At 67.5% G+C, this 22,167-nt stretch carries 18 protein-coding genes; all 18 read left to right on the plus strand.

Annotated elements, in window-relative coordinates; genetic code table 11:
* The first annotated feature begins 44 nt into the window (after nucleotides 1-44).
* The 18 genes from NU688_RS17660 (at nucleotide 45) to ftsZ (ending at nucleotide 22,064) form a co-directional block, all read left to right on the plus strand.
* On the plus strand, nucleotides 45-1,709 hold the full coding sequence (locus tag NU688_RS17660) for an STAS domain-containing protein (RefSeq protein WP_257862063.1): 1,665 nt from the start codon (nucleotides 45-47) through the stop codon (nucleotides 1,707-1,709).
* A gap of 54 nt (nucleotides 1,710-1,763) precedes the next feature.
* Nucleotides 1,764-2,309 (plus strand): ATP-dependent protease subunit HslV, encoded by a 546-nt coding sequence (hslV, locus tag NU688_RS17665; protein ID WP_257862064.1) that lies wholly within the window; start codon nucleotides 1,764-1,766, stop codon nucleotides 2,307-2,309.
* Between the two features lie 2 nt (nucleotides 2,310-2,311).
* Nucleotides 2,312-3,640: an ATP-dependent protease ATPase subunit HslU gene (hslU, locus tag NU688_RS17670; protein ID WP_176660160.1), complete on the plus strand. Its 1,329-nt coding sequence runs from the start codon at nucleotides 2,312-2,314 to the stop codon at nucleotides 3,638-3,640.
* 272 nt (nucleotides 3,641-3,912) lie between these two features.
* Nucleotides 3,913-4,341 (plus strand): division/cell wall cluster transcriptional repressor MraZ, encoded by a 429-nt coding sequence (gene mraZ, locus NU688_RS17675; protein WP_012746060.1) that lies wholly within the window; start codon nucleotides 3,913-3,915, stop codon nucleotides 4,339-4,341.
* Between the two features lie 8 nt (nucleotides 4,342-4,349).
* Nucleotides 4,350-5,273, plus strand: a complete 924-nt coding sequence (gene rsmH, locus NU688_RS17680) for a 16S rRNA (cytosine(1402)-N(4))-methyltransferase RsmH (RefSeq protein ID WP_257862066.1) — start codon at nucleotides 4,350-4,352, stop codon at nucleotides 5,271-5,273.
* A 1-nt stretch (nucleotide 5,274) separates the two neighbouring features.
* Entirely contained in the window at nucleotides 5,275-5,622 is a 348-nt protein-coding gene (gene ftsL, locus NU688_RS17685) for a cell division protein FtsL (RefSeq protein WP_257862067.1), read from the plus strand.
* On the plus strand, nucleotides 5,619-7,373 hold the full coding sequence (locus NU688_RS17690) for a penicillin-binding protein 2 (RefSeq protein WP_257862068.1): 1,755 nt from the start codon (nucleotides 5,619-5,621) through the stop codon (nucleotides 7,371-7,373). Before ftsL ends, NU688_RS17690 begins: the two co-directional genes overlap by 4 nt.
* 2 nt (nucleotides 7,374-7,375) lie before the next feature.
* The gene (locus NU688_RS17695; RefSeq protein ID WP_257862069.1) at nucleotides 7,376-8,938 is read left to right on the plus strand and encodes a UDP-N-acetylmuramoyl-L-alanyl-D-glutamate--2,6-diaminopimelate ligase; all 1,563 of its coding nucleotides are present in this window, start codon (nucleotides 7,376-7,378) and stop codon (nucleotides 8,936-8,938) included.
* Nucleotides 8,935-10,374 carry a UDP-N-acetylmuramoyl-tripeptide--D-alanyl-D-alanine ligase gene (gene murF / locus NU688_RS17700; RefSeq protein ID WP_257862070.1) on the plus strand — a complete coding sequence of 480 codons (1,440 nt, stop codon included), beginning with the start codon at nucleotides 8,935-8,937 and terminating at the stop codon, nucleotides 10,372-10,374. The genes NU688_RS17695 and murF overlap by 4 nt, the downstream gene beginning before the upstream one ends.
* Nucleotides 10,375-10,396: 22 nt before the next feature.
* On the plus strand, nucleotides 10,397-11,575 hold the full coding sequence (gene mraY / locus NU688_RS17705) for a phospho-N-acetylmuramoyl-pentapeptide-transferase (protein WP_257862071.1): 1,179 nt from the start codon (nucleotides 10,397-10,399) through the stop codon (nucleotides 11,573-11,575).
* 10 nt (nucleotides 11,576-11,585) lie between these two features.
* Nucleotides 11,586-13,676 (plus strand): UDP-N-acetylmuramoyl-L-alanine--D-glutamate ligase, encoded by a 2,091-nt coding sequence (gene murD / locus NU688_RS17710; protein ID WP_257862072.1) that lies wholly within the window; start codon nucleotides 11,586-11,588, stop codon nucleotides 13,674-13,676.
* Nucleotides 13,673-14,974 (plus strand): putative lipid II flippase FtsW, encoded by a 1,302-nt coding sequence (ftsW, locus tag NU688_RS17715; RefSeq protein WP_257862073.1) that lies wholly within the window; start codon nucleotides 13,673-13,675, stop codon nucleotides 14,972-14,974. Before murD ends, ftsW begins: the two co-directional genes overlap by 4 nt.
* Nucleotides 14,971-16,035: an undecaprenyldiphospho-muramoylpentapeptide beta-N-acetylglucosaminyltransferase gene (gene murG, locus NU688_RS17720; RefSeq protein WP_257862075.1), complete on the plus strand. Its 1,065-nt coding sequence runs from the start codon at nucleotides 14,971-14,973 to the stop codon at nucleotides 16,033-16,035. The genes ftsW and murG overlap by 4 nt, the downstream gene beginning before the upstream one ends.
* 157 nt (nucleotides 16,036-16,192) lie before the next feature.
* Nucleotides 16,193-17,671: a UDP-N-acetylmuramate--L-alanine ligase gene (gene murC, locus NU688_RS17725; protein WP_257862076.1), complete on the plus strand. Its 1,479-nt coding sequence runs from the start codon at nucleotides 16,193-16,195 to the stop codon at nucleotides 17,669-17,671.
* A complete protein-coding gene (locus NU688_RS17730) occupies nucleotides 17,668-18,639 on the plus strand; it encodes a D-alanine--D-alanine ligase (protein WP_257862077.1) in 972 nt (323 codons plus the stop codon). Before murC ends, NU688_RS17730 begins: the two co-directional genes overlap by 4 nt.
* Nucleotides 18,640-18,641: 2 nt before the next feature.
* Nucleotides 18,642-19,430 carry a cell division protein FtsQ/DivIB gene (locus NU688_RS17735; RefSeq protein WP_257862078.1) on the plus strand — a complete coding sequence of 263 codons (789 nt, stop codon included), beginning with the start codon at nucleotides 18,642-18,644 and terminating at the stop codon, nucleotides 19,428-19,430.
* A 22-nt stretch (nucleotides 19,431-19,452) separates the two neighbouring features.
* Nucleotides 19,453-20,682: a cell division protein FtsA gene (ftsA, locus tag NU688_RS17740; RefSeq protein WP_013539446.1), complete on the plus strand. Its 1,230-nt coding sequence runs from the start codon at nucleotides 19,453-19,455 to the stop codon at nucleotides 20,680-20,682.
* 170 nt (nucleotides 20,683-20,852) lie between these two features.
* Complete coding sequence (gene ftsZ, locus NU688_RS17745) at nucleotides 20,853-22,064, plus strand: cell division protein FtsZ (RefSeq protein WP_257862080.1); 1,212 nt, start codon at nucleotides 20,853-20,855, stop codon at nucleotides 22,062-22,064.
* Nucleotides 22,065-22,167: the final 103 nt, after the last annotated feature.

Genomic DNA, 22,167 nt, shown 5'->3' on the forward strand with positions numbered 1-22,167 from the left:
GGTCAAGGTAGATAAAAACCAGCCTGTTCGATAGTCTTCACCGAATGCCAAAGGAAGAATCGGGCCGTCTTTTCTCGAAGGTGGCCAAGTTTGTCCGCAATCCGCTCAAGGATTGGTCGGAGCTGGATGCGCCTTCCTCCGCGACGTCGGACTCCTCGCTGCCCGAGCAGACCTACAGCCGGGAGATGCTCAAGGAGATGATCGAGCGGCGCCAGCGCAACGACTTCGTGCGCCGGCGCGAGTTCGACATGCTGCGCAAGCTTCGTCAGCGCGAGGCGGCCGCCCACGCCTTCGAGGCGACGGTCACGCCGTCGTCGTTCAACATCAACAGCTCTTCGGAAAAGTCCGAGGGCCGCGCGCTCACGCTCAAGAAGATCGACGAGATCGAAGAGCAGATGTCGCAGCAGTGGTGGAAGGGCCGCGGCCCGAACGGCGAAACGCTGGTCAACCCGCCGCCCGATGCCGGGGCCGAGACGCTGCCGCCGGTGCATGTCGACGATCTGCTTCAACCGCCTCCGGTGCACCGCACGGTGGCGGCTGTGGCGCCCGTCGAAGCCGCAGGTGCGGCAGGTGCCGGCGGTGCGCCGCCGCTGCTGTCTTCCCGGCTGGCGCACGACGGCGCGATGGAAGAGGCCGTGATCCGCTTCGCGCACGGCGACGATGCCGGCGCCGAGGCCATCCTGCTGCAAGCGCTGGCGTCCGAGAGCACCCCGGCCGCCGACGGCGAGAACGACGCCGCGGCCGAACGCGACGACAGCCGCTGGCGCACCCTGTTCGACCTGTACCGCGCCACCGGCGACGCCGCCAAGTTCGCGGCCGCCCGCATGCGCTACGCGCAGCGCATGAAGCGCATGGGCCCCGACTGGGTGTCGCTCGAGGACCTGGCGCGCAGCGTGAAGGCGGTGACCGCGAGCGAAGAGGCCGAGCACGGCGGCGAGGGCGGTGGCGCCCAGGCCGACTGGAACAGCCCCGCGCGCCTGGCCCGCGAGGGGCTGATGAGCCTCACGCGCGCGCTGTCGCAGGCCGGTTCGGTCTGGACGCTCGACTGGCGCTCGCTGACCGCCATCGAGCCCGAAGCGGCCGCGCCGCTGCGCGTGCTGCTGACCCACTGGGCCGATTCGCCGGTCAAGCTGCGCTTCATCGGCACCGCGCAACTGCTGGCAGTGCTGGCCGAGGCGGCGCCCAACAACGAACGCGGCACCGACGACGTCTGGTGGCAGCTGCACCTGTCCGCGCTGCGGGTGATGCACCTGCCCGACGATTTCGAGCTGGTGGCGCTCAACTACTGCATCACCTACGAGGTGTCGCCGCCGTCCTGGCAGGACCCGATCGGCGAATGCACCGCGCTCGCCGCGCCGCCGCCGAGCCGCAGCAGCTCGGTGTGGTCGCTGCTGTCGAGTGCCGAATCCGAGAGCTTTCCCACCCACGACACGGGCTTTGCCGCGCTGGCGGGCGATCTGCGGGGCGAATCGCTGTCGGCCTGGCAACGGCTGGACACGGACCTGCGGCACACCACGGCGCCCGTCATTTCGTGCGCGGCGCTGCTGCGCATGGACCTGGCCGCCGCCGGCACGTTGCTGAGCTGGGTGCGGGCGCGCGACGCCAATGGCGAGCGGGTGCAGTTCGTCGATGCGCACCGGCTGATCGCCGCGCTTTTCGGCCTGGTAGGCATTGCCGACCACGCAACCGTAGCCGTTCGAAAGAACTGAAACCGCCCCCTGCTCCGGGGTTGCATTGCCCTCGGCCATCCCCAGATGGCTGCGATGGAACAGTTTCACGGCACCACCATCGTGAGCGTGCGCCGCAAGACCCCCCAAGGCGACCAGGTCGCCATCGGCGGGGACGGGCAGGTCACTCTCGGCAATATCGTCATCAAGGGCACGGCGCGCAAAGTGCGCCGCCTCTATCACGGCAAGGTGCTGGCCGGCTTCGCCGGCGCCACCGCCGATGCCTTCACGCTCTTCGAGCGCTTCGAGGCCAAGCTCGAAAAGCACCAGGGCAACCTGACCCGCGCGGCGGTCGAGCTCACCAAGGATTGGCGCACCGATCGCGTGCTGCGCAAGCTCGAGGCGATGCTGGCCGTGGCGGACGCCACCACCTCGCTCATCATCACCGGCAACGGAGACGTGCTGGAGCCCGAAGACGGCGTGATCGCCATCGGTTCGGGTGGCGCGTATGCCCAGTCGGCGGCCAAGGCGCTGATCGACAACACCGACCTCACAGCCGAGCAGATCGTGCGCAAATCGCTGGCGATCGCCGGAGAAATCTGCATTTACACGAACATGAACCACACAGTGGAAGCGCTCTGACCATGTCCATGACCCCCCAGGAAATCGTCTCCGAGCTCGACAACCACATCGTTGGGCAGCCGGCTGCCAAGCGCGCCGTGGCCATCGCCTTGCGCAACCGCTGGCGCCGCCAGCAGGTCGACGAAAAGCTTCGCAGCGAAATCACCCCAAAGAACATCCTCATGATCGGCCCGACGGGCGTGGGCAAGACCGAGATCGCCCGCCGTCTCGCGCGTCTGGCGGACGCGCCTTTCATCAAGGTCGAGGCGACCAAGTTCACCGAGGTGGGCTATGTCGGGAAGGACGTCGATTCGATCATCCGCGACCTCGCCGAAATCGCCGTCAAGCAGACCCGCGAATCCGAAAGCGCCAAGGTGCGCGCGCGGGCCGAAGACGCCGCCGAAGACCGCATCCTCGACGTGCTGCTGCCCCCGGCGCGCGGCGCCGACGGCACGACCGCGGCGATCGACGGCCCCAACCCCACGCGCCAGGCCTTCCGCAAGAAGCTGCGCGAGCATCAGCTGGACGACAAGGAAATCGAACTCGACCTCGCCGAGACCCGCACGCCGCTCGAGATCATGGGCCCCGCCGGCATGGAGGAAATGACCGAGCAACTGCGCGGCATGTTCGGCCAGATGGGCGGCGGCAAGCGCAAGACGCGCAAGCTCAAGATCGCCGAGGCGCTGCGCCTCCTGATCGACGAGGAGGCCGCCAAGCTGGTCAACGAGGACGAGATCCGCGCGCAGGCGATCACCAACGCCGAGCAGAACGGCATCGTCTTCATCGACGAAATCGACAAGGTTGCGACCCGCAGCGAAGCGCAGGGCTCCGACGTGTCGCGCCAAGGCGTGCAACGCGATTTGCTGCCGCTGGTCGAGGGCACGGCCGTGACCACCAAGTACGGCGTGGTGCGCACCGACCACATGCTGTTCATCGCGAGCGGCGCGTTCCACCTGAGCAAGCCGAGCGATCTGATTCCTGAGCTGCAGGGACGTTTTCCGATCCGCGTCGAGTTGCAATCGCTCTCGGTGTCGGACTTCGAGAGCATCCTCACGCAGACCCGCGCTTCGCTCGTGAAGCAGTACCAGGCACTGCTCGCGACGGAGGGTGTGACGCTCGATTTCCAGCCTGACGGCGTGACCCGGCTGGCGAGCATCGCCTTCGAGGTGAACGAGCGCACCGAGAACATCGGCGCACGCCGTTTGTCGACCGTGATGGAGCGCCTGCTCGATGAGGTAAGCTTCGACGCGGCCCGCATCGAGGGTCAGACGATTCGCATCGATGCCGCTTACGTCGACGAGCGCCTCGCGGCACTAAGTCACGACGAAGACCTTTCGCGCTTCATCCTCTGAAGCTGCTTCCTCTTCCCCCTGTAACGGGGGAATGCTTCACGCATTACTTTCACTGCGTGAGCTAAGTACTTCATTTTCAACGAAATTCACCGATTCCGAGGTTTTGGAATCGGCGCTAAGTCGTTGATTCCATTACAAAAAATACCACCAACGGCCAGTTGCGCCCCAAGTGTTTCCTGCTACAGTGCAAAAAAGTGCAGTTAAGTGGGAAAAAGTGCGGGTAGTGCCTCTTTCGGGCATTGCAGCACCTCCCAACACAGGGGTTTGTGGTCGTGTTTCAAGGCGCTTCATCGCTCAGTCTGGATGCCAAGGGGCGGCTCTCCGTGCCGACCCGGCACCGTGACGTCCTGAGCGCGACGGCAGGCGGCCAGCTCACGATCACCAAGCATCCGCACGGGTGCCTGATGGTGTTCCCCCGTCCCGAATGGGAAAAATTCCGCGAGCGCATCGCCGCACTGCCGATGTCGGCGCAGTGGTGGAAGCGCGTCTTCCTCGGCAACGCGATGGACGTGGAGATGGACGGCACCGGCCGCATCCTGGTCTCGCCCGAGCTGCGCGCCGCCACCGGCATCGTGCGCGACACGCTGCTGCTGGGCATGGGCAACCACTTCGAACTCTGGGACAAGGCCACCTACGAGGCCAAGGAGGCCGAGGCCACCCAGGGCGAGATGCCGGATGTGTTTCAGGACTTCGCGTTCTGAGGACCCACGTGAACACCCCATGGACCCATACGACCGTCTTGCTGAACGAAGCGGTGGAAGCCCTTCTTTCCGGCAGCACGACGGCCACCGGCACCTACGTGGACGCCACCTTCGGTCGGGGAGGGCACGCGCGCGCGATCCTCGCGCGGCTGGCGCCGGAAGGCAGGCTGATCGCATTCGACAAGGATGCGGAAGCGGTGGCCGAAGCAGCGCGCATCTCGGATGCGCGTTTTTCCATCCGGCACCAGGGATTCCGTTCGCTGGGCGAATTGCCCGATGCGAGCGTCACCGGCTTGTTGATGGACCTGGGCGTGAGTTCGCCGCAGATCGACAACCCGGTGCGCGGCTTCAGTTTTCGATTCGACGGCCCGCTCGACATGCGCATGGACACCACGCGCGGCGAGAGCGTGGCCGATTGGCTGGCAACGGCCGAACTTCAGCAGATTGCAGAGGTGATCCGTGACTATGGCGAAGAACGGTTTGCTGTTCAGATTGCAAAGGCGATTGTTGCTCGCCGACAAGAACGGGGCGCAATTTCAACCACCACCGAACTGGCCGAGCTCGTGGCTGGCACGGTCAAAACCCGCGAGCAGGGCCAGAACCCTGCAACGCGCACATTTCAGGCTTTTCGGATTTTCATCAACGCCGAGCTTGAAGAGCTGCAACAGGCGCTAGAGGCGAGCCTGTCCGTGTTGCAGCCCGGAGGCCGGCTCGCGGTGATCAGCTTCCACTCGCTGGAAGACCGCATCGTCAAGCAGTTCATCGCGAAGCACTCCAAGGAGGTCTACGACCGCCGGGCGCCTTTTGCTGCGCCCAAGGTGATGAAGCTCAATGCGCTCGAGCGCATCAAGCCGTCCGAAGACGAAGTGCGCGGCAATCCGCGTTCGCGCAGCGCGATCTTGCGCGTGGCCGAACGCACCGGGGCCAACTGACATGGCCCGCCTGAACCTGCTCCTGCTGATGGCCGTCATCGCGACGTCGCTCTATCTCGTCCATACGCAGTACCGCTCGCGCCAGCTCTACACCGAGCTCGACCGCGTGCAGCAGGAAGCCCGCCGCCTCGATACCGATCACGACCGCTTGCAGGTCGAGAAGCGCGCCCAGGCCACGCCGCTGCGCGTCGAGAAGCTCGCCAAGGAGCAGCTGCAGATGCGCACCACCACGCCGGCCATCACGCAGTACGTGCGCCCGGACGGCTCGGTGATCCCGGCCGTCGCGCCGCTGCCGCCGGTCACGCCGCCGAAGCCGGCCGCCACCAGCGCCAGGGGGGCTGCACGATGAGCCGCAGCGACCGCAGCGTGCGCTACACCACCAGCCCCTTGCTCGCGAGCAAGACGCCGGTGTGGCGCAGCAAGTTCATCGTCGCGGGCATCGCCTTCGGCTTCGTCATGCTGGCGGGGCGCGCCGCGTACGTGCAGGTCTTCAACAACAGCTTCTTCCAGCGGCAGGGCGAAGTGCGCTTTGCGCGCACGCTCGAGTTGCCGGCCAACCGCGGCCGCATCCTCGACCGCAACGGGCTCATCCTGGCCTCCAGCGTGGTGGCGCCGAGCATCTGGGCCATTCCCGAAGACATCGAGCGCGACGACCCCGAAGTGCGCGCCAAGCTCAAGCAGGTGGCCAAGCTGCTGGAGATGCCGCAGAAAGACTTCGACAAGAAGCTCCAGGACGAGGACAAGACCTTCGTCTGGATCAAGCGCCAGGTCGACGAGCCCATCGCCAAGCAGATCGCCGCGATGAACCTGAAGGGCATCTACCAGCGCAAGGAATACAAGCGCCAGTACCCCGAGGGCGAGGCCGCCGCGCACGTGGTCGGCTTCACCAACGTGGAAGACAGCGGCCAGGAAGGCATCGAGCTCGCGTTCAACGGCGATCTGGCCGGCAAGGCGGGTTCGCGCCGCGTCATCAAGGACCGCCTGGGCCGCGTGGTCGAGGGCGTGGGCGACATCGTGCCGCCGCTGGACGGCAAGGACATCCAGCTGAGCGTCGACAGCAAGGTGCAGTTCTTCGCCTACCAGAAGCTGCGCGACGCGGTGACGGCGCGCAAGGCCAAGGCCGGCAGCGTGGTGGTGCTCGACTCCATCACCGGCGAGGTGCTGGCGCTGGCCAACTACCCGAGCTACGTACCCGACAAGCGCCAGAACCTCACCGGCGAACAGCTGCGCAACCGCGCGGTCACCGACACCTTCGAGCCCGGCTCGACGATGAAGCCCATCACTGTCGCCATGGCGTTGGAGGCGGGCAGGATCACGCCAAAAACCATCATCGATACGACTCCTGGCCGCTACCAGTTAGGAGGCTTCACGATCACCGACACCCACAACAACGGGGCATTGACGGTCGAAGGCGTGATCCAGAAGTCGAGCAACGTCGGCGCGCTCAAGATCGCGCAGAAGATGACCCCGCACGAGATGTGGGACACCTACACCGCGCTCGGCTACGGCCAGAAGCCGCAGATCCAGTTCCCCGGCGCGGTCACTGGGCGCCTGCGCCCGTGGAAGACCTGGAAGCCGGTCGAGCAGGCCACCATGGCCTACGGCTACGGGCTGTCGGCGTCGCTGTTCCAGATGGCGCATTCGTACACCTCGTTCGCACACGACGGCTCGATCATTCCCGTCACCATCCTCAAAAACTCCGAGCCGCCGGTCGGCATGCGTGTGTTCTCGCCCTCCAACGCGCTCGCCGTGCGCAAGATGCTGCAGATGGCGGCCGGCCCCGGCGGCACTGGCACACGCGCGCAGACGATCGGCTATTCGGTCGGCGGCAAGTCGGGCACGGCCCACAAGCAGGTCGGCAAGGGCTACGCGAGCAACAAGTACCGCGCGTGGTTCACCGGCATGGCACCCATCGAGAAGCCGCGCATCATCGTCGCGGTGATGATCGACGAGCCCAGCGACGGCCAGTATTTCGGCGGCGTTGCGGCAGCGCCCGTGTTCAGCGAAGTCGTGCAGCAGACGTTGCGCATGATGAACGTCGCCCCCGATCTGGCAGTCAAGCCGCTCGTGCTGACGCAAGACGCCCCCGAGAGCTTCTGAGCATGCTGACACTCACATCCCCCCAACTGGCCGCGCTCTGGCTCAAGGAGCGCGTGCAGGGTGCGCTGCATGCCGACAGCCGGCCCGTGGGCGCGGGCGACGGCTTCATCGCGTGGCCCGGCGCCGCGACCGACGGGCGCAAGCATGTGGCGGCCGCGCTGGCGCAGGGCGCCGCAGCCTGCCTGGTCGAGTACGAGGGCGTCGATGCCTTCGGCTTCGATCAAAGTGAATACAGCGACCGCATCGCGGCCTACCCGGGCCTGAAGGCCGCCACCGGCCCGATTGCCTCGGCCTTCCACGACAACCCCTCGGCGCTGCTCGACGTGCTGGCTGTGACCGGCACCAACGGCAAGACCTCCACCGCGTGGTGGCTGGCCGAGTCGCTTTCCACGCTGCGTGCGCCCGGCGGCGTTCGCGCGATGCGGCCCGACGGCACCATGGAGCGCAGCGCACCTTCGCCCTGCGCGGTGATGGGCACGCTGGGCATCGGCGTGCCGCCCGATCTCACCTACACCGGCCTCACCACGCCCGACCCCGTGATGATGCAGGGCGAGTTGCGCGCGCTGGTCGCGCGCGGCTTCGGCGCCTGCGCCATCGAGGCCTCGTCGATCGGCATCGCCGAACGCCGGCTCGACGGCGCGCAGATCGCGGTCGCGGTGTTCACCAATTTCACGCAGGACCACCTCGACTACCACGGCAGTATGGATGCCTACTGGGAAGCCAAGGCCGAGCTCTTCCGCTGGCTGGGCCTGCGCGCCGCGGTGATCAACATCGACGACATGCACGGCGCGAGCCTGTGCGCCAATCTCGTGGACGCCGGCATCGGCGCGCTCGACGTCTGGACCGTGTCGGCCGGCGGCAAGGCGGCGCGCCTCGTGGCACGCGACATCGGCTACGACGCGCAGGGGCTGCAGTTCTCGGTGGCCGAACACGGCACCGCATCGGTCGAGCGGCTTTCCACCGGCCTGATCGGCCAGTACAACGTGGCCAATCTGCTCGGTGTGCTCGGTACGCTGCGCGCGCTGGGGCTCTCGCTGTCGCAGGCGGTGGCAGCCTGCGCGAATCTCACGAGCGTGCCGGGTCGCATGGAGCGCGTGAGCGTCGGTGGCGATGCGCCGCTGGCCGTGGTCGATTACGCCCACACGCCCGACGCGCTCGACAAGGCGCTCGCCGGCCTGCGTCCACTGGCGCAGCAGCGCGGCGGCGCGCTCTGGTGCCTGTTCGGCTGCGGCGGCGACCGCGACCCGATCAAGCGGCCGATGATGGCCGCCGTCGCCGAGCGCCAGGCCGACCACGTCATCGTGACCAGCGACAACCCGCGCAGCGAAAAGCCCGACGCGATCATCAGCCAGGTGCTGCGCGGCTTCTCGCGTTCCGACGCCGCCCAGGTGCAGCCCGACCGCGCGGCAGCCATCGCCGATGCGATCGCGCAGGCCGCGCCGCAGGACGTGGTGCTGATCGCCGGCAAGGGCCATGAGGCCTGGCAGGAGATTGCGGGCCAGCGCATTCCGTTCTCCGACAAGACCCATGCGCTGGATGCGCTGACGAAGCGAGGTGCGGCATGAGCGATATGACGCCGCTGAACATGACGCTCGCCCAGGCGCAGCAATGGATTCCGGGTTCGCGCCTCGTGGGCGACCCGGCGACGGTCATCGCGCGCGTGCACACCGACACCCGCACGCTGGCAGAGGGCGACCTGTTCGTCGCGCTCAAGGGCGAGCGTTTCGACGCCAACGATTTCCTGGCCCAGGCCAAGGAGCACGGCGCCGTCGCCGCCATCGCCCACCACGGACTCGAAGCCGCCGGCCTCGCGGGCCTCGAAGTGCCCGACTCGCTGGTTGCGCTGGGTGCGCTCGGCGCGGGCTGGCGTGCGCAGTTCGAACTGCCGCTGATCGCCGTCACCGGCAGCAACGGCAAGACGACCGTCACGCAGATGATCGCGGCGATCCTTGTCGCCTTCCGCGCCGACCGCGCGCTGGCCACGGCCGGCAATTTCAACAACGAGATCGGCGTGCCGCTCACGCTGCTGCGCCTGCGCGCGCGCCACCAGCACGCGGTGCTCGAGCTGGGCATGAACCATCCGGGCGAGATCGCGCGGCTGGCCGCCATCTCGCGCCCGACCATCGCGCTGGTCAACAACGCCCAGCGCGAGCACCAGGAATTCATGGCCACCGTCGAGGCGGTCGCCATCGAGAACGCCGCCGTGTTCGCGGTGCTGCCCGATGACGGCACGGCCGTCTTCCCGTACGGCGACACCTTCACCTCGCTCTGGACCGACATGGCGCACGACGGCGGTTCGCGCCGCTGCCTGACCTTCGGCGAAGACGAGGGTGCCGACATCTCGCCGGACAGCGCCGAATGGAAGCAGGGCGCCTGGGCGGTGCGCATCCGCACGCCGCTGGGCGCCTTCGATGCGCAGTTGCACATCGCCGGCCGCCACAACGTGGGCAACGCGCTGGCCGCCACCGCCTGCGCGCTGGCCGCCGGCGTGCCGCTCGATCGCGTTGCCGAAGGCCTGTCGGCCTTCGAACCGGTCAAGGGCCGCTCCAAGGCCAGCGAGGTCGTGCTATCGAACAAGCACACGCTCACGCTGGTCGACGACAGCTACAACGCCAACCCCGATTCCGTGATCGCCGCCATCGACGTGCTCGCGGGCCTGCCCGGTCCGCGCCTGCTGGTGCTCGGCGACATGGGCGAGGTCGGCAACCGCGCGCCGGAGTTCCACGCCGAGGTCGGCGCCTGGGCGAAGCAGCGCGGCATCGAGGCCGTCTACACGCTCGGCACCGAGACCGCGCACACCGTCGCGGCCTTCCAGGACGCGGACAACGGCCGTCATTTCGGTGACTACGAAGCGCTCCATGCCGCCGTGCTCGCCCGCCTGCCGCTGGTCGGCAGCGTGCTCGTCAAGGGCTCGCGCTTCATGAAGATGGAACGCGTGGTGCAGGCCATCGGCGGTCTCGCCCAGTCACACCCCAAAACAACAAAAGGAGGCCGGTCATGACGCATGAGCCGCGCGACACACCATGCTGCTGAGCCTTGCCCAATGGCTGCAGACGCTCTCGCCCGAGTTCGGGTTTTTGCGCGTTTTCCAGTACCTCACCTTCCGCGCGCTGATGGCCGCGGTGACGGCGCTCGTGGTCGGCCTGGTGGCCGGTCCCTACGTGATCCGCCGCCTCACCGCGCTCAAGATCGGCCAGCCGATCCGCGGCTACGGCATGGAAACGCACCTCACCAAGAGCGGCACGCCCACCATGGGCGGCGTGCTGGTGCTGTTCGCGATCGCGTTCGCCACGCTCTTGTGGTTCGACATCTCGAACCGCTTCGTGTGGATCGTGCTGTGGGTGACGATGGGTTTCGGCGCCATCGGCTGGGTCGACGACTGGCGCAAGGTGGTGCGCAAGGACCCCGAAGGCATGCGCTCGCGCGAGAAGTATTTCTGGCAGTCGGTGGTCGGCCTGCTCGCGGGCTTCTACCTGCTCTTCAGCATTTCAGAGAGCTCCAACTGGCGCGTGATCCAGCTGTTCTTCGCCTGGGTGCAGTCGGGCTTCGACCTCGACTTTCCGCCGAAGATCAACCTGCTGGTGCCCTTCTTCAAGGAAGTGAGCTATCCGCTGGGTGGCATCGGCTTCGTGATCCTCACGTACCTCGTGATCGTGGGCGCAAGCAATGCGGTCAACCTCACCGACGGGCTCGATGGTCTTGCGATCATGCCGGTGGTGATGGTGGGCTCGGCGCTGGGCGTGTTCGCCTACGTCACGGGCAGCGCGGTGTATTCCAAGTACCTCTTGTTCCCCAACATCCCGGGCTCGGGCGAACTGCTGGTGTTCTGCTCGGCCATGGCCGGTGCGGGCCTCGCGTTCCTCTGGTTCAACACGCATCCGGCGCAGGTGTTCATGGGCGACGTGGGCGCGCTCGCGCTTGGCGGCGCGCTGGGCACCATCGCGGTCATCGTGCGCCAGGAGATCGTGTTCTTCATCATGGGCGGCATCTTCGTGGTCGAGGCGATCTCGGTGATGGCGCAGGTCATGTACTTCAAGTACACGAAGAAGCGCTACGGCGAAGGCCGCCGCGTGCTGAAGATGGCGCCGCTGCACCACCACTTCGAGAAGAGCGGCTGGCGCGAGACGCAGGTCGTGGTGCGCTTCTGGATCATCACGATGCTGCTTTGCCTCGTGGGTCTTTCGACGCTGAAGCTGCGGTGAGAAGAAACAGATGCGCCATCTGAAAGACCTCCCCGTCCTCGTCCTCGGCCTCGGTGCGTCCGGGCTGGCGATGGCGCGCTGGTGCGCGCGCCACGGTGCGGTCGTGACCGTGGCGGACACGCGCGAGGCGCCCGCCGCGCTCGCGACGCTGCAGGCGGAGTTGCCTGGGGTGACCTTCATTGGCGGGCCGTTCTCGGCCACGCTGATCGAAGGCACGCCGATTCGCGCGGTGTATCGCTCGCCGGGGCTGTCTCCGGAAATCATTGCGCCGATCGTCGATGCGGCACGGGCCGTGGGCCTGACGGTCGGCGGCGAGCTGGACCTCTTCGCGCGCGCGTTGCTGGATTTGCGGACGGTTGAAGTGCCGGTGGCGGAAGTCGCCGAAGTCGAGTCTGAAGCCGCGGTCGAACCTGTTGCCGAAGTGCCTGCCGAACCCGCGCTGCCCGAGGCACAAGCCGAGCTGGCGTTGACCGTCGAGCCGACGGAACCCGCACCCATTGAGGTGGCCGAAGTGCCAGCCGCACCGGAAGTCCTTGCGGTGACCGAACAGGTCGAAGCCGAAGCTGAAGCGGCTGCGCAGACCGTCGAGCCTGTCGCTGCAACTGAAGCACCCGAAGCAACACCCGAGTCCGCAACCCCCGCGATGGCGGAGGCCATGCCGCGCGATCCCTCGCTGAGCGTTCCGGTCCCACCGGTCGCAGACGAGACCACGCCGGCAGCCGCACCCGCCACCGGCTCCAGGCTCCCCGCCACCGGCAAGCCCTACGTCCCCACGGCCGCCCGCGAGGCCGCCGAGTTCGTCGCCAAGATCGCCGAACTCTCCGCCACCAATCCGGCCTCCGCCGCGGTGGAGGAAGAGCCGACGACCCAACTGCCCCTGGTGCCGATCGAGGAACCGCCGGCGCCCAAGGGCTACACCCCCGCGGTGCTCGCCATCACCGGCACCAACGGCAAGACCACCGTCACCGCGCTCACCGGCCAGCTGGTCGAGCGCGCGGGCAAGAGCGTGGCCGTCGCCGGCAACATCGGCCCGACGCTGCTCGACACGCTGGCCGCGCACATCGACGCCGAGACGCTGCCCGACGTGTGGGTGCTCGAACTCTCCAGCTTCCAGCTCGACGGCGTGCAGGGCTTCGAGCCGACCGCCGCCACCGTGCTCAACCTCACGCAGGACCACCTCGACTGGCACGGCGACATGCCGGCATACGCGGCCGCCAAGGCGCGCGTCTTCGGCACGCGCGGCCTGATGATCCTCAACCGCGACGACGCCGGCGTGATGGCGATGTTGCCGCCGCCCGTCCGGGTGAAGCTGCAGCGTCCGCAGATCCGCACGCACGTCACCTTCGGCAGCGCGATGCCGCAGCGCCCGGGCGACTACGGCATCGAGCGCATCAACGGCGTAGGCTGGCTGGTGCGCGCGCTGGAAGCCGACGAAACGCAGAAGCGCAAGCGCGGTGCGGTGGTCGAAGAAGAAATCTTCTTCCAGCGCCTGATGCCCGCCGACGCGCTGCGCATCCGCGGCCGCCACAACGCCATGAACGCACTGGCCGCGCTCGCGCTCGCCACCGCCGCCGACTGCCCGCTGGGCCCGATGCTCTACGGCCTGCGCGAATACCGCGGCGAGCCGCACCGCGTGGAGCCGATCGCGCTGATCGACGACGTCGAGTACTTCGACGACAGCAAGGGCACCAACGTCGGTGCGACGGTCGCGGCGCTGAACGGCCTGGGCGAAGACCGCCGCGTGGTCGTGATCCTCGGCGGCGAAGGCAAGGGGCAGGACTTCGAACCGCTCGCCGCGCCCGTGGCCCAGCATGCGCGCGCCGTCGTGCTGATCGGCCGCGACGCACCGCTGATCGAAGCCGCGCTGGCCAACACCGGCGTCTCGCTGATGCATGCCGCCTCGATGGACGAGGCCGTGAAGCTGGCCACCGCGCGCGCCAACCCCGGCGATGCCGTGCTGCTGTCACCGGCCTGTGCGAGCTTCGACATGTTCAACGACTACGAGCATCGCGCGGAAGTGTTCCGCGAGGTCGTCCAGGCGCTCGCGGACAACCCGCGCGGCATGTCGACCGACGGTTCGTCCCCGGAGGAAACGCTGTGAACTCCGCTGCTGCAGGCGCCTCGACGCCCGACACCCGCACCAGCCGCTTCGGTGGCTGGTTCAGGCGCGCCCGCAGCGGCATCGATTCGCTGCCCGTGCACCTGCCGGTGCGGCTGGGCGGCGCCGGCATCGCGCAGACCAAGGCCACGCCGATGCGCGTGCTGGGCTTCGACCAGGCGCTGGTCTGGGTCACCGTCGCGCTCCTGACCTGGGGCCTGGTGATGGTGTATTCCGCCTCCATCGCGCTGCCCGACAACCCGCGCTTCGCGCGCGCCGGCTACGGCGCCTCGTTCTTCCTCACGCGGCATGCGGCCTCGGTGGTGTTCGCCTTCATCGCGGCGCTGCTGGCCTTCCAGATCCCGATGAAGACCTGGGAGCGCGCCGCGCCCTGGCTTTTCGTGGCCTCGCTGCTGCTGCTGGTCGCGGTGCTGATTCCGCACATCGGCATCAGCGTGAACGGTGCGCGGCGCTGGCTGCCGATGGGCTTCATGCGCTTCCAGCCCTCCGAGCTCGCGAAGGTGGCGATGGTGCTCTACGCCGCCAGCTACATGGTGCGCAAGATGGAGATCAAGGAGCGGTTCTTCCGTGCCGTGCTGCCGATGGGCATCGCGGTGGTGGTGGTCGGCATGCTGGTGATGGCCGAGCCCGACATGGGCGCGTTCATGGTGATCGCGGTGATCGCCATGGGCATCCTGTTCCTGGGCGGCGTGAACGCGCGCATGTTCTTCGTGATTGCCGCGCTCGTGGTGGTGGCCTTCGGCACCATCGTGGCGAGCAGCCCATGGCGCCGCGAACGGATCTTTGCGTACCTCGATCCGTGGAGCGAGGAGCATGCACTCGGCAAGGGCTACCAGCTGTCGCACTCGCTGATCGCCATCGGGCGCGGCGAGATCTTCGGCGTGGGCCTGGGCGGCAGCGTCGAGAAGCTGCACTGGCTGCCCGAGGCGCACACCGACTTCTTGCTCGCCGTGATCGGCGAGGAGTTCGGCCTCGTCGGCGTACTGCTGATCATCGGCCTGTTCCTCTGGCTGACCCGTCGCGTCATGCACATCGGCCGCCAGGCCATTGCGCTGGACCGCGTGTTCTCGGGTCTTGTGGCCCAGGGCGTCGGCGTGTGGATCGGCTTCCAGGCCTTCATCAACATGGGCGTGAACCTCGGCGCGCTGCCGACCAAGGGCCTGACCTTGCCGCTGATGAGCTTCGGCGGCTCGGCGATCCTGATGAACATGATTGCGCTGGCCATCGTGCTGCGCATCGACTACGAAAACCGCGTTCTCATGCGCGGAGGTCGCGTATGACCGGGCGCACCGCACTCGTGATGGCCGGCGGCACCGGCGGCCACATCTTCCCGGGCCTCGCCGTGGCCGAGGCATTGCGCGAGCGCGGCTGGCGCGTGCACTGGCTGGGCGCGCCCGGCAGCATGGAAGAAAAGCTCGTGCCGCCGCGCGGCTTCGCATTCGAGCCGGTGCAGTTCGGCGGCGTGCGCGGCAAGGGTCCGCTCACATTGCTCCTGCTGCCGTTGAAGCTGCTGCGCGCCTTCTGGCAGAGCTTTCGCGTGGTGCGCCGCGTGAAGCCCGATGTGCTGGTGGGCCTGGGTGGCTACATCACCTTTCCGGGCGGAATGATGGGCGTGCTGCTCAACAAGCCGCTGGTGCTGCACGAGCAGAACTCGGTCGCGGGCCTCGCCAACAAGGTGCTGGCGGGCGTGGCCGACCGCGTGTTCACCGCCTTCCCGAATGTGCTGAAGAAAGCGCAGTGGGTCGGCAATCCGCTGCGCGCGGCGTTCACCTCGCAGCCCGATCCGGCTTCGCGTTTCGCGGGCCGCACCGGTCCGCTCAAGCTGCTGGTCGTGGGCGGCAGCCTCGGCGCGCGCGGTCTCAACACCGTGGTGCCGCAGGCGCTGGCCCGCATCGAGCCGGCCACGCGCCCGCAGGTGCTGCACCAGAGCGGCACCAAGCAGATCGACGAACTGCGCGCCAACTACACGGCCGCGGGCGTCGAGGGCGAACTCACGCCGTTCATCGAAGACACGGCGCAGGCCTATGCGGACGCGGACATCATCGTCGCGCGCGCCGGTGCCAGCACCGTCACAGAAATCGCGGCCGTCGGCGCAGCAGCGCTGTTCGTGCCTTTCCCCTCGGCGGTCGACGACCACCAGACCACCAACGCGCGCTTCCTCGTGGATGCGGGCGGCGGCTGGCTGGTGCAGCAGGCCGACCTCACTCCTGAATTGCTGGCTGATTTGCTACAGAACACCGGGCGCACCGCGCTGATCGAGAAGGCCGCGAAGGCCAAGACCATGCAGAAGACCGAAGCCGTGGAAGCCGTCGTCCGCGCCTGCGAGGAGCTTGCAAGATGACGCGCTCCCCCAGTCTTCGCGCACTTCGTGTCGCTTCGCCAACCCCCTCGCCGGGGGCGACACCAGCGGCCCGGCAAAGCCGGATCCGCGGTGTCTCACGAACGGGCCTCGCTGCGCTCGCCATGCAATTCGCATCGCCGATGAATGGAGGCCGCGTATGAAGCATGCGATCCGCCACATTCACTTCGTCGGCGTCGGCGGCTCGGGCATGAGCGGCATCGCCGAGGTGCTGCTCAACCTGGGCTACAAGATCACCGGCTCCGACCTGTCAGACAGCGCCACGCTGCGCCGGCTTGCGGGCCTGGGCATCGGCACCTTCGTGGGCCATGCGGCCGCGCACATCGACGGCGCGGATGCGGTCGTCACCTCCACCGCGGTGCAGTCGGACAACCCCGAGGTGCTGGCCGCGCGCGAGAAGCGCATTCCGGTCGTGCCGCGTGCGCTGATGCTGGCCGAGCTGATGCGCCTGAAGCAAGGCATCGCGATCGCGGGCACGCACGGCAAGACCACCACCACCAGCCTCGTGGCGAGCGTGCTCGACGCGGCCGGGCTCGACCCGACCTTCGTGATCGGCGGGCGCCTGAACAGCGCCGGCGCGAATGCGCAGCTCGGCAGCGGCGACTACATCGTGGTCGAGGCCGATGAATCGGATGCCTCGTTCCTGAACTTGCTGCCCGTGATGGCGGTGGTCACGAACATCGACGCCGACCACATGGAGACCTACGGGCACGATTTCGCGAAGCTCAAGAAGGCGTTCGTCGACTTCCTGCACCGCATGCCGTTCTACGGCGTGGCCATTCTCTGCACCGACGACGCGGCGGTGCGCGACATCGTGGCCGAGGTCACCTGCCCGGTCACAAGCTACGGCTTCGGCGAGGACGCCCAGGTGCGCGCCGTCGACGTGCGCGCCGTTGGCGGCCAGATGCATTTCACCGCGCAGCGCCGCAACGGCGTGACGCTGCCTGACCTGCCCATCGTGCTGAACCTGCCGGGCGAGCACAACGTGCGCAATGCACTGTCGGTGATCGCGGTGGCGGTCGAGCTCGGCATTCCCGACGAGGCGGTGCAGCGCGGCCTGGCCGGCTTCAAGGGCGTGGGCCGCCGCTTCCAGAGCTACGGCGAGGTGCGCGTGCCGGGCGGTGCGGGCAGCTTCACCGTGATCGACGACTACGGCCACCACCCGGTCGAGATGGCGGCCACGATCGCCGCCGCACGCGGCGCTTTCCCGGGCCGCCGGCTGGTGCTGGCTTTCCAGCCGCATCGGTACACCCGGACGCGTGACTGCTTCGAGGATTTCGTGAAGGTCATCGGCACGGCCGATTCGGTGCTGCTCGGCGAGGTGTATGCCGCCGGCGAGGCGCCCATCGTGGCGGCCGACGGTCGCACGCTGGCGCGCGCGCTGCGCGTGGCCGGCAAGGTCGAGCCGGTGTTCGTCGACGACATCGCGGCCATGCCGCAGGCGGTCCTGGACAACGCCCGTGCGGGCGACGTCGTGCTGTCCATGGGCGCTGGTTCCATCGGCGCGGTGCCGGGCAAGGTGGTCGAGCTCGGCGGTGCTGCGACAGCGCCGGCGCCAGCAGCCGCGCCCTCGTCAACAACATCGGAGCGCACCTCGCGCAAGGGGAGGGCATCGTGAGCCTTCAGGATCCAAAACTCTTCGGCAAGGTCGCCGTGCTGTTCGGCGGCAGTTCCGCGGAACGCGAGGTCTCGTTGATGTCGGGCACCGGCGTGCTCGAGGCGCTGCGCTCGCGCGGCGTCGATGCGCATGCCTTCGATCCGTCGGAGCGCGAGCTGGTCGAGCTCAAGCGCGAAGGCTTCGCGCGCTGCTTCGTTGCGCTGCACGGCCGCCATGGCGAGGACGGCACGGTGCAGGGCGCACTCGAGCTGCTCGGCATTCCCTACACCGGCTCGGGCGTCATGGCCTCGAGCGTGGCGATGGACAAGGTCATGACCAAGCGCATCTGGCAGGCCGACGGCCTGCCGACGCCCAAGTACGTGCGCCTGGCCTTCGACCAGCAGAGCCGCGAGCAGATCAGGGTGGTGCCCGACGTGCTCGGCCTGCCGCTGATCGTGAAGCCGCCGCGCGAGGGCTCGTCCATCGGCGTGACCAAGGTCGAAGGCTATTCGCAGATGCAGGACGCCGTCGCGCTCTCGGCGAAATACGACGCCGACGTGCTCTGCGAGGAGTTCATCGAAGGCGAGGAAGTGACCTGCGCCGTGCTCGGCCAGGGGCTCGATGCGCGCGCTCTCCCGGTGGTGCGCATCGCCGCGCCCGAGGGTGCCTACGACTACCAGAACAAGTACTTCACTGACGACGTGAAGTACCAGTGCCCGAGCGGCCTGCCGGCTGATGAGGAACACGAGATCCAGCGCATCACGCTGGCCGCGTACCACACGCTCGGCTGCCGCGGCTGGGGCCGCGCCGACGTGATGATCCGCGCCAGCGACCGCAAGCCCTTCCTGCTCGAGATGAACACCTCGCCCGGCATGACCAGCCATTCGCTGGTGCCGATGTCGGCGCGCGCGGCGGGCATTCCCTACGAGGAGCTGTGCCTGCGCGTGCTGGCATCGGCCTCGCTGGATGCCAGGGGAGGAGCGCAATAGCCATGGCCGACAGCATCCAGGCGCCCTTCGACGTCAAGCTCATGAACATCGTGGCGAACCTCGCGTTCGCGGCGGTGGCGCTCATGCTGCTTGCCGCGGGTGCGTGGTGGGTGCTGCGCCAGCCTTTCTTCCCGCTCGCGGGGATCAAGGTGGACGGCGAAGTGACGCACAACAACGCGGTCACGCTGCGTGCCAACGTGGCGCCGCAGCTCTCGGGCAACTTCTTCACCATCGACCTCGCGCGTGCGCGCACCGCCTTCGAAGCGGTGCCGTGGGTGCGCAGTGCGGTGGTGCGGCGCGAGTTCCCCAACAAGCTGCGCGTGACGCTGACCGAGCAGGTGCCGGTGGCCAGCTGGGGCGACGAGGCGGGCTCCAAGCTGATCAACGGCTTCGGCGACGTGTTCGAGGCCAACGTGGCCGAGGTGGACGAGAACCTGCCGCGCCTGGACGGCCCGATCGAGCAGGCCGGGCAGGTGCTCGGCATGTACCGCGTGCTTGCGCCGCAGTTCCAGCCCTACGACTTCGGCATCGACGAGCTCACGCTGTCCAGCCGCGGCAGCTGGAAGGTGGTGCTGGACAGCGGTGCGCAGATCGAGCTGGGGCGCGGGCAGAGCGAAGAGGTGTCGGCGAGGCTGCAGCGCTTCCTGAAGACCGTGACCCAGGTCGCGGGCCAGTACCACCGCACGGTGGCCGACGTCGAAGGCGCCGATCTGCGCCACAACGACGCGTATGCATTGCGGCTGCGCGGCGTCACCACGGTCTCGCCCGAGGCCCCAAGAAGAATCAAGTAGCGAATACCGAGGACATATTTCAATGCCCAAAGAATACAAAGACCTGGTCGTAGGACTGGACATCGGCACCGCCAAGGTGATGGTGGTCGTGGCCGAAGTGCTGCCCGGCGGCGAGCTCAAGCTCGCCGGGCTCGGCATCGCGCCGAGCAATGGCCTCAAGCGCGGCGTGGTGGTGAACATCGACGCCACGGTGCAGAGCATCCAGCAGGCGCTGAAAGAAGCCGAGCTGATGGCCGACTGCAAGATCAGCCGCGTCTACACCGGCATCACCGGCAGCCACATCCGCGGCATCAACTCGAGCGGCATGGTGGCGGTGAAGGACAAGGAAGTGACGCCCGCCGACGTGGCTCGCGTGGTGGAGACCGCGCGCGCGATCAACATCTCGAGCGACCAGCGCTTGCTGCTGGTGGAACCGCAGGAGTTCGTGATCGACGGCCAGGACGTGAAGGAGCCGATCGGCATGAGCGGCATGCGCCTGGAAGCCAAGGTGCACATCGTGACCGGTGCGCAGAGCGCGGCCGAGAACATCATCAAGTGCGTGCGCCGCTGCGGCCTGGAAGTCGACCAGCTGATGCTGAACCCGCTGGCCTCCAGCCAGGCGGTGCTGACCGAAGACGAGCGCGAGTTGGGCGTGGTGCTGGTGGACATCGGCGCGGGCACCACCGATGTTGCGATCTTCACCAACGGCGCGATCCGCCACACGGCCGTGATTCCGATCGCGGGCGACCTCATCACGAGCGACATCGCGATGGCGCTGCGCACGCCCACCAAGGATGCGGAAGACATCAAGGTCGAGAGCGGCTATGCCAAGCAGCTCCTGGCCGACCCCGATCAGCAGGTCGAGGTGCCGGGCCTGGGTGACCGCGGCCCGCGCATGCTGAGCAAGCAGGCGCTGGCCGGCGTGATCGAGCCGCGCATCGAGGAGATCTTCTCGCTCGTGCAGCAGGTGGTGCGTGAATCGGGCTACGAAGAGGTGCTCTCTTCGGGCGTGGTGCTCACCGGCGGCAGCGCGGTGATGCCGGGCATGGTCGAGCTGGGCGAAGACATCTTCCTCAAGCCCGTGCGCCGCGGCATCCCGAAGTATTCGAGCGCGTTGTCCGACATGGTGGCGCAGCCCCGCGCGGCGACCGTGATGGGCTTGCTCGAAGAGGCGCGCTTCGCACGCATGCGCGGCTTCAAGGTCGCGCAGAAGAACGGGTCGGTAAAGACTGCGTTCGGACGTTTCAAGGACTTCATCGTGGGGAACTTCTGACCATGAACCACTCCTCACTCTGGCTCGCACGCGGCAGTCCTCCGTTGCACTTCAACGAGCGATGGCGACGAACAGGTCCACCATCGTGACGACGCTCTCGTTGAACTCGTCACGGCAAAAGAATTATTCATAGATACAAAACGGCAACTGCAATATTCAAGGAGTTAGAAATGACCATCGAAATGATCGAAGTCGAAGAATTCAATCAAGGCACGCAGATCAAGGTGATCGGCGTCGGCGGCGGTGGCGGCAATGCGGTCGCCCACATGATGGAGCGTGGTGTGCAGGGCGTGCAGTTCGTGTGCGCGAACACCGACGCGCAGGCACTCACCCGCAGCAACGCGAATAAGATCATCCAGCTCGGTACCAGCGGCCTGGGCGCCGGCAGCAAGCCCGACAAGGGCCGTGAAGCCGCCGAAGCCGCGGTGGACGAAATCCGCGCGGCCATCGACGGCGCGCACATGCTGTTCATCACGGCCGGCATGGGTGGCGGCACGGGCACCGGCGCTGCGCCGGTGATCGCGCGCATCGCCAAGGAAATGGGCATCCTCACCGTGGGTGTGGTGACCAAGCCCTTCGACTGGGAAGGCGGCCGCCGCATGAAGAACGCGGACGACGGCCTGGCCGAACTCGAAGCGAATGTCGATTCGCTGATCGTGGTGCTCAACGAGAAGTTGCTCGACGTGCTCGGTGAAGACATCACCCAGGACGAAGCCTTCGCGCACGCCAACGACGTGCTCAAGAACGCCGTGGGCGGCATCTCGGAAATCATCAACGAGTACGGCGGCGTGAACGTCGACTTCGAAGACGTGCGCACCGTGATGGGCGAGCCGGGCAAGGCCATGATGGGCACCGCTGCGGCTGCCGGTCCGGACCGTGCACGCATCGCTGCCGAACAGGCCGTGGCCTGCCCGCTGCTCGAAGGCATCGACCTCTCGGGCGCCAAGGGCGTGCTGGTGCTGGTGACGGCATCGAAGGGTTCGCTGAAGCTGAACGAGTCGAAGCTCGCGATGAACACCATCCGCGCCTACGCTTCGCCCGATGCGCATGTGATCTACGGCGCTGCCTACGACGAAGCCCTGGGCGACGAGATGCGCGTGACCGTGGTGGCCACGGGCCTGTCGCGCGCGGATGCACGCCGCCAGGCACCGACGCTGGAAGTCATTCGCACCGGCACCGACAACATCCCGTTCAACGTGCCCACCATGGGTGGCAACGGCGGCCACGGCGGCGGCAGCAGCCAGCCGAACTACGACGGCATGGCGGTTCCCAGCGTGTGGCGCACCAACCGCACGATGGCCGCGGCCAAGGTGGATGCGCTGTCGTCGGGTGGCATGGACGACTTCGAGATTCCCGCTTTCCTGCGCCGTCAGGCCGACTGACGGAAGGCGACCGAACGCTCGGGGCACGAAGGTTCGCAAGGGGTACAGGGAAGACCTGAAAGGGACTTCTGCTGGCTCTAGGCGCTGCGTTCGCTTCGTGCCC

The sequence above is a fragment of the Variovorax sp. ZS18.2.2 genome (assembly GCF_024701975.1).
Taxonomy (GTDB): domain Bacteria; phylum Pseudomonadota; class Gammaproteobacteria; order Burkholderiales; family Burkholderiaceae_C; genus Variovorax.

What these genes read in the sequence shown, in the direction of transcription:
- NU688_RS17735 (WP_257862078.1), top strand. Translation starts at nt 18,642, where the DNA reads ATGGCCGACAGCATCCAGGCGCCCTTCGACGTCAAGCTCATGAACATC.
- ftsA (WP_013539446.1), top strand. Translation starts at nt 19,453, where the DNA reads ATGCCCAAAGAATACAAAGACCTGGTCGTAGGACTGGACATCGGCACC.
- ftsZ (WP_257862080.1), top strand. Translation starts at nt 20,853, where the DNA reads ATGACCATCGAAATGATCGAAGTCGAAGAATTCAATCAAGGCACGCAG.
- mraY (WP_257862071.1), top strand. Translation starts at nt 10,397, where the DNA reads ATGCTGCTGAGCCTTGCCCAATGGCTGCAGACGCTCTCGCCCGAGTTC.
- hslU (WP_176660160.1), top strand. Translation starts at nt 2,312, where the DNA reads ATGTCCATGACCCCCCAGGAAATCGTCTCCGAGCTCGACAACCACATC.
- hslV (WP_257862064.1), top strand. Translation starts at nt 1,764, where the DNA reads ATGGAACAGTTTCACGGCACCACCATCGTGAGCGTGCGCCGCAAGACC.
- NU688_RS17660 (WP_257862063.1), top strand. Translation starts at nt 45, where the DNA reads ATGCCAAAGGAAGAATCGGGCCGTCTTTTCTCGAAGGTGGCCAAGTTT.
- murF (WP_257862070.1), top strand. Translation starts at nt 8,935, where the DNA reads ATGAGCGATATGACGCCGCTGAACATGACGCTCGCCCAGGCGCAGCAA.
- murG (WP_257862075.1), top strand. Translation starts at nt 14,971, where the DNA reads ATGACCGGGCGCACCGCACTCGTGATGGCCGGCGGCACCGGCGGCCAC.
- NU688_RS17695 (WP_257862069.1), top strand. Translation starts at nt 7,376, where the DNA reads ATGCTGACACTCACATCCCCCCAACTGGCCGCGCTCTGGCTCAAGGAG.
- ftsL (WP_257862067.1), top strand. Translation starts at nt 5,275, where the DNA reads ATGGCCCGCCTGAACCTGCTCCTGCTGATGGCCGTCATCGCGACGTCG.
- murC (WP_257862076.1), top strand. Translation starts at nt 16,193, where the DNA reads ATGAAGCATGCGATCCGCCACATTCACTTCGTCGGCGTCGGCGGCTCG.
- murD (WP_257862072.1), top strand. Translation starts at nt 11,586, where the DNA reads ATGCGCCATCTGAAAGACCTCCCCGTCCTCGTCCTCGGCCTCGGTGCG.
- NU688_RS17690 (WP_257862068.1), top strand. Translation starts at nt 5,619, where the DNA reads ATGAGCCGCAGCGACCGCAGCGTGCGCTACACCACCAGCCCCTTGCTC.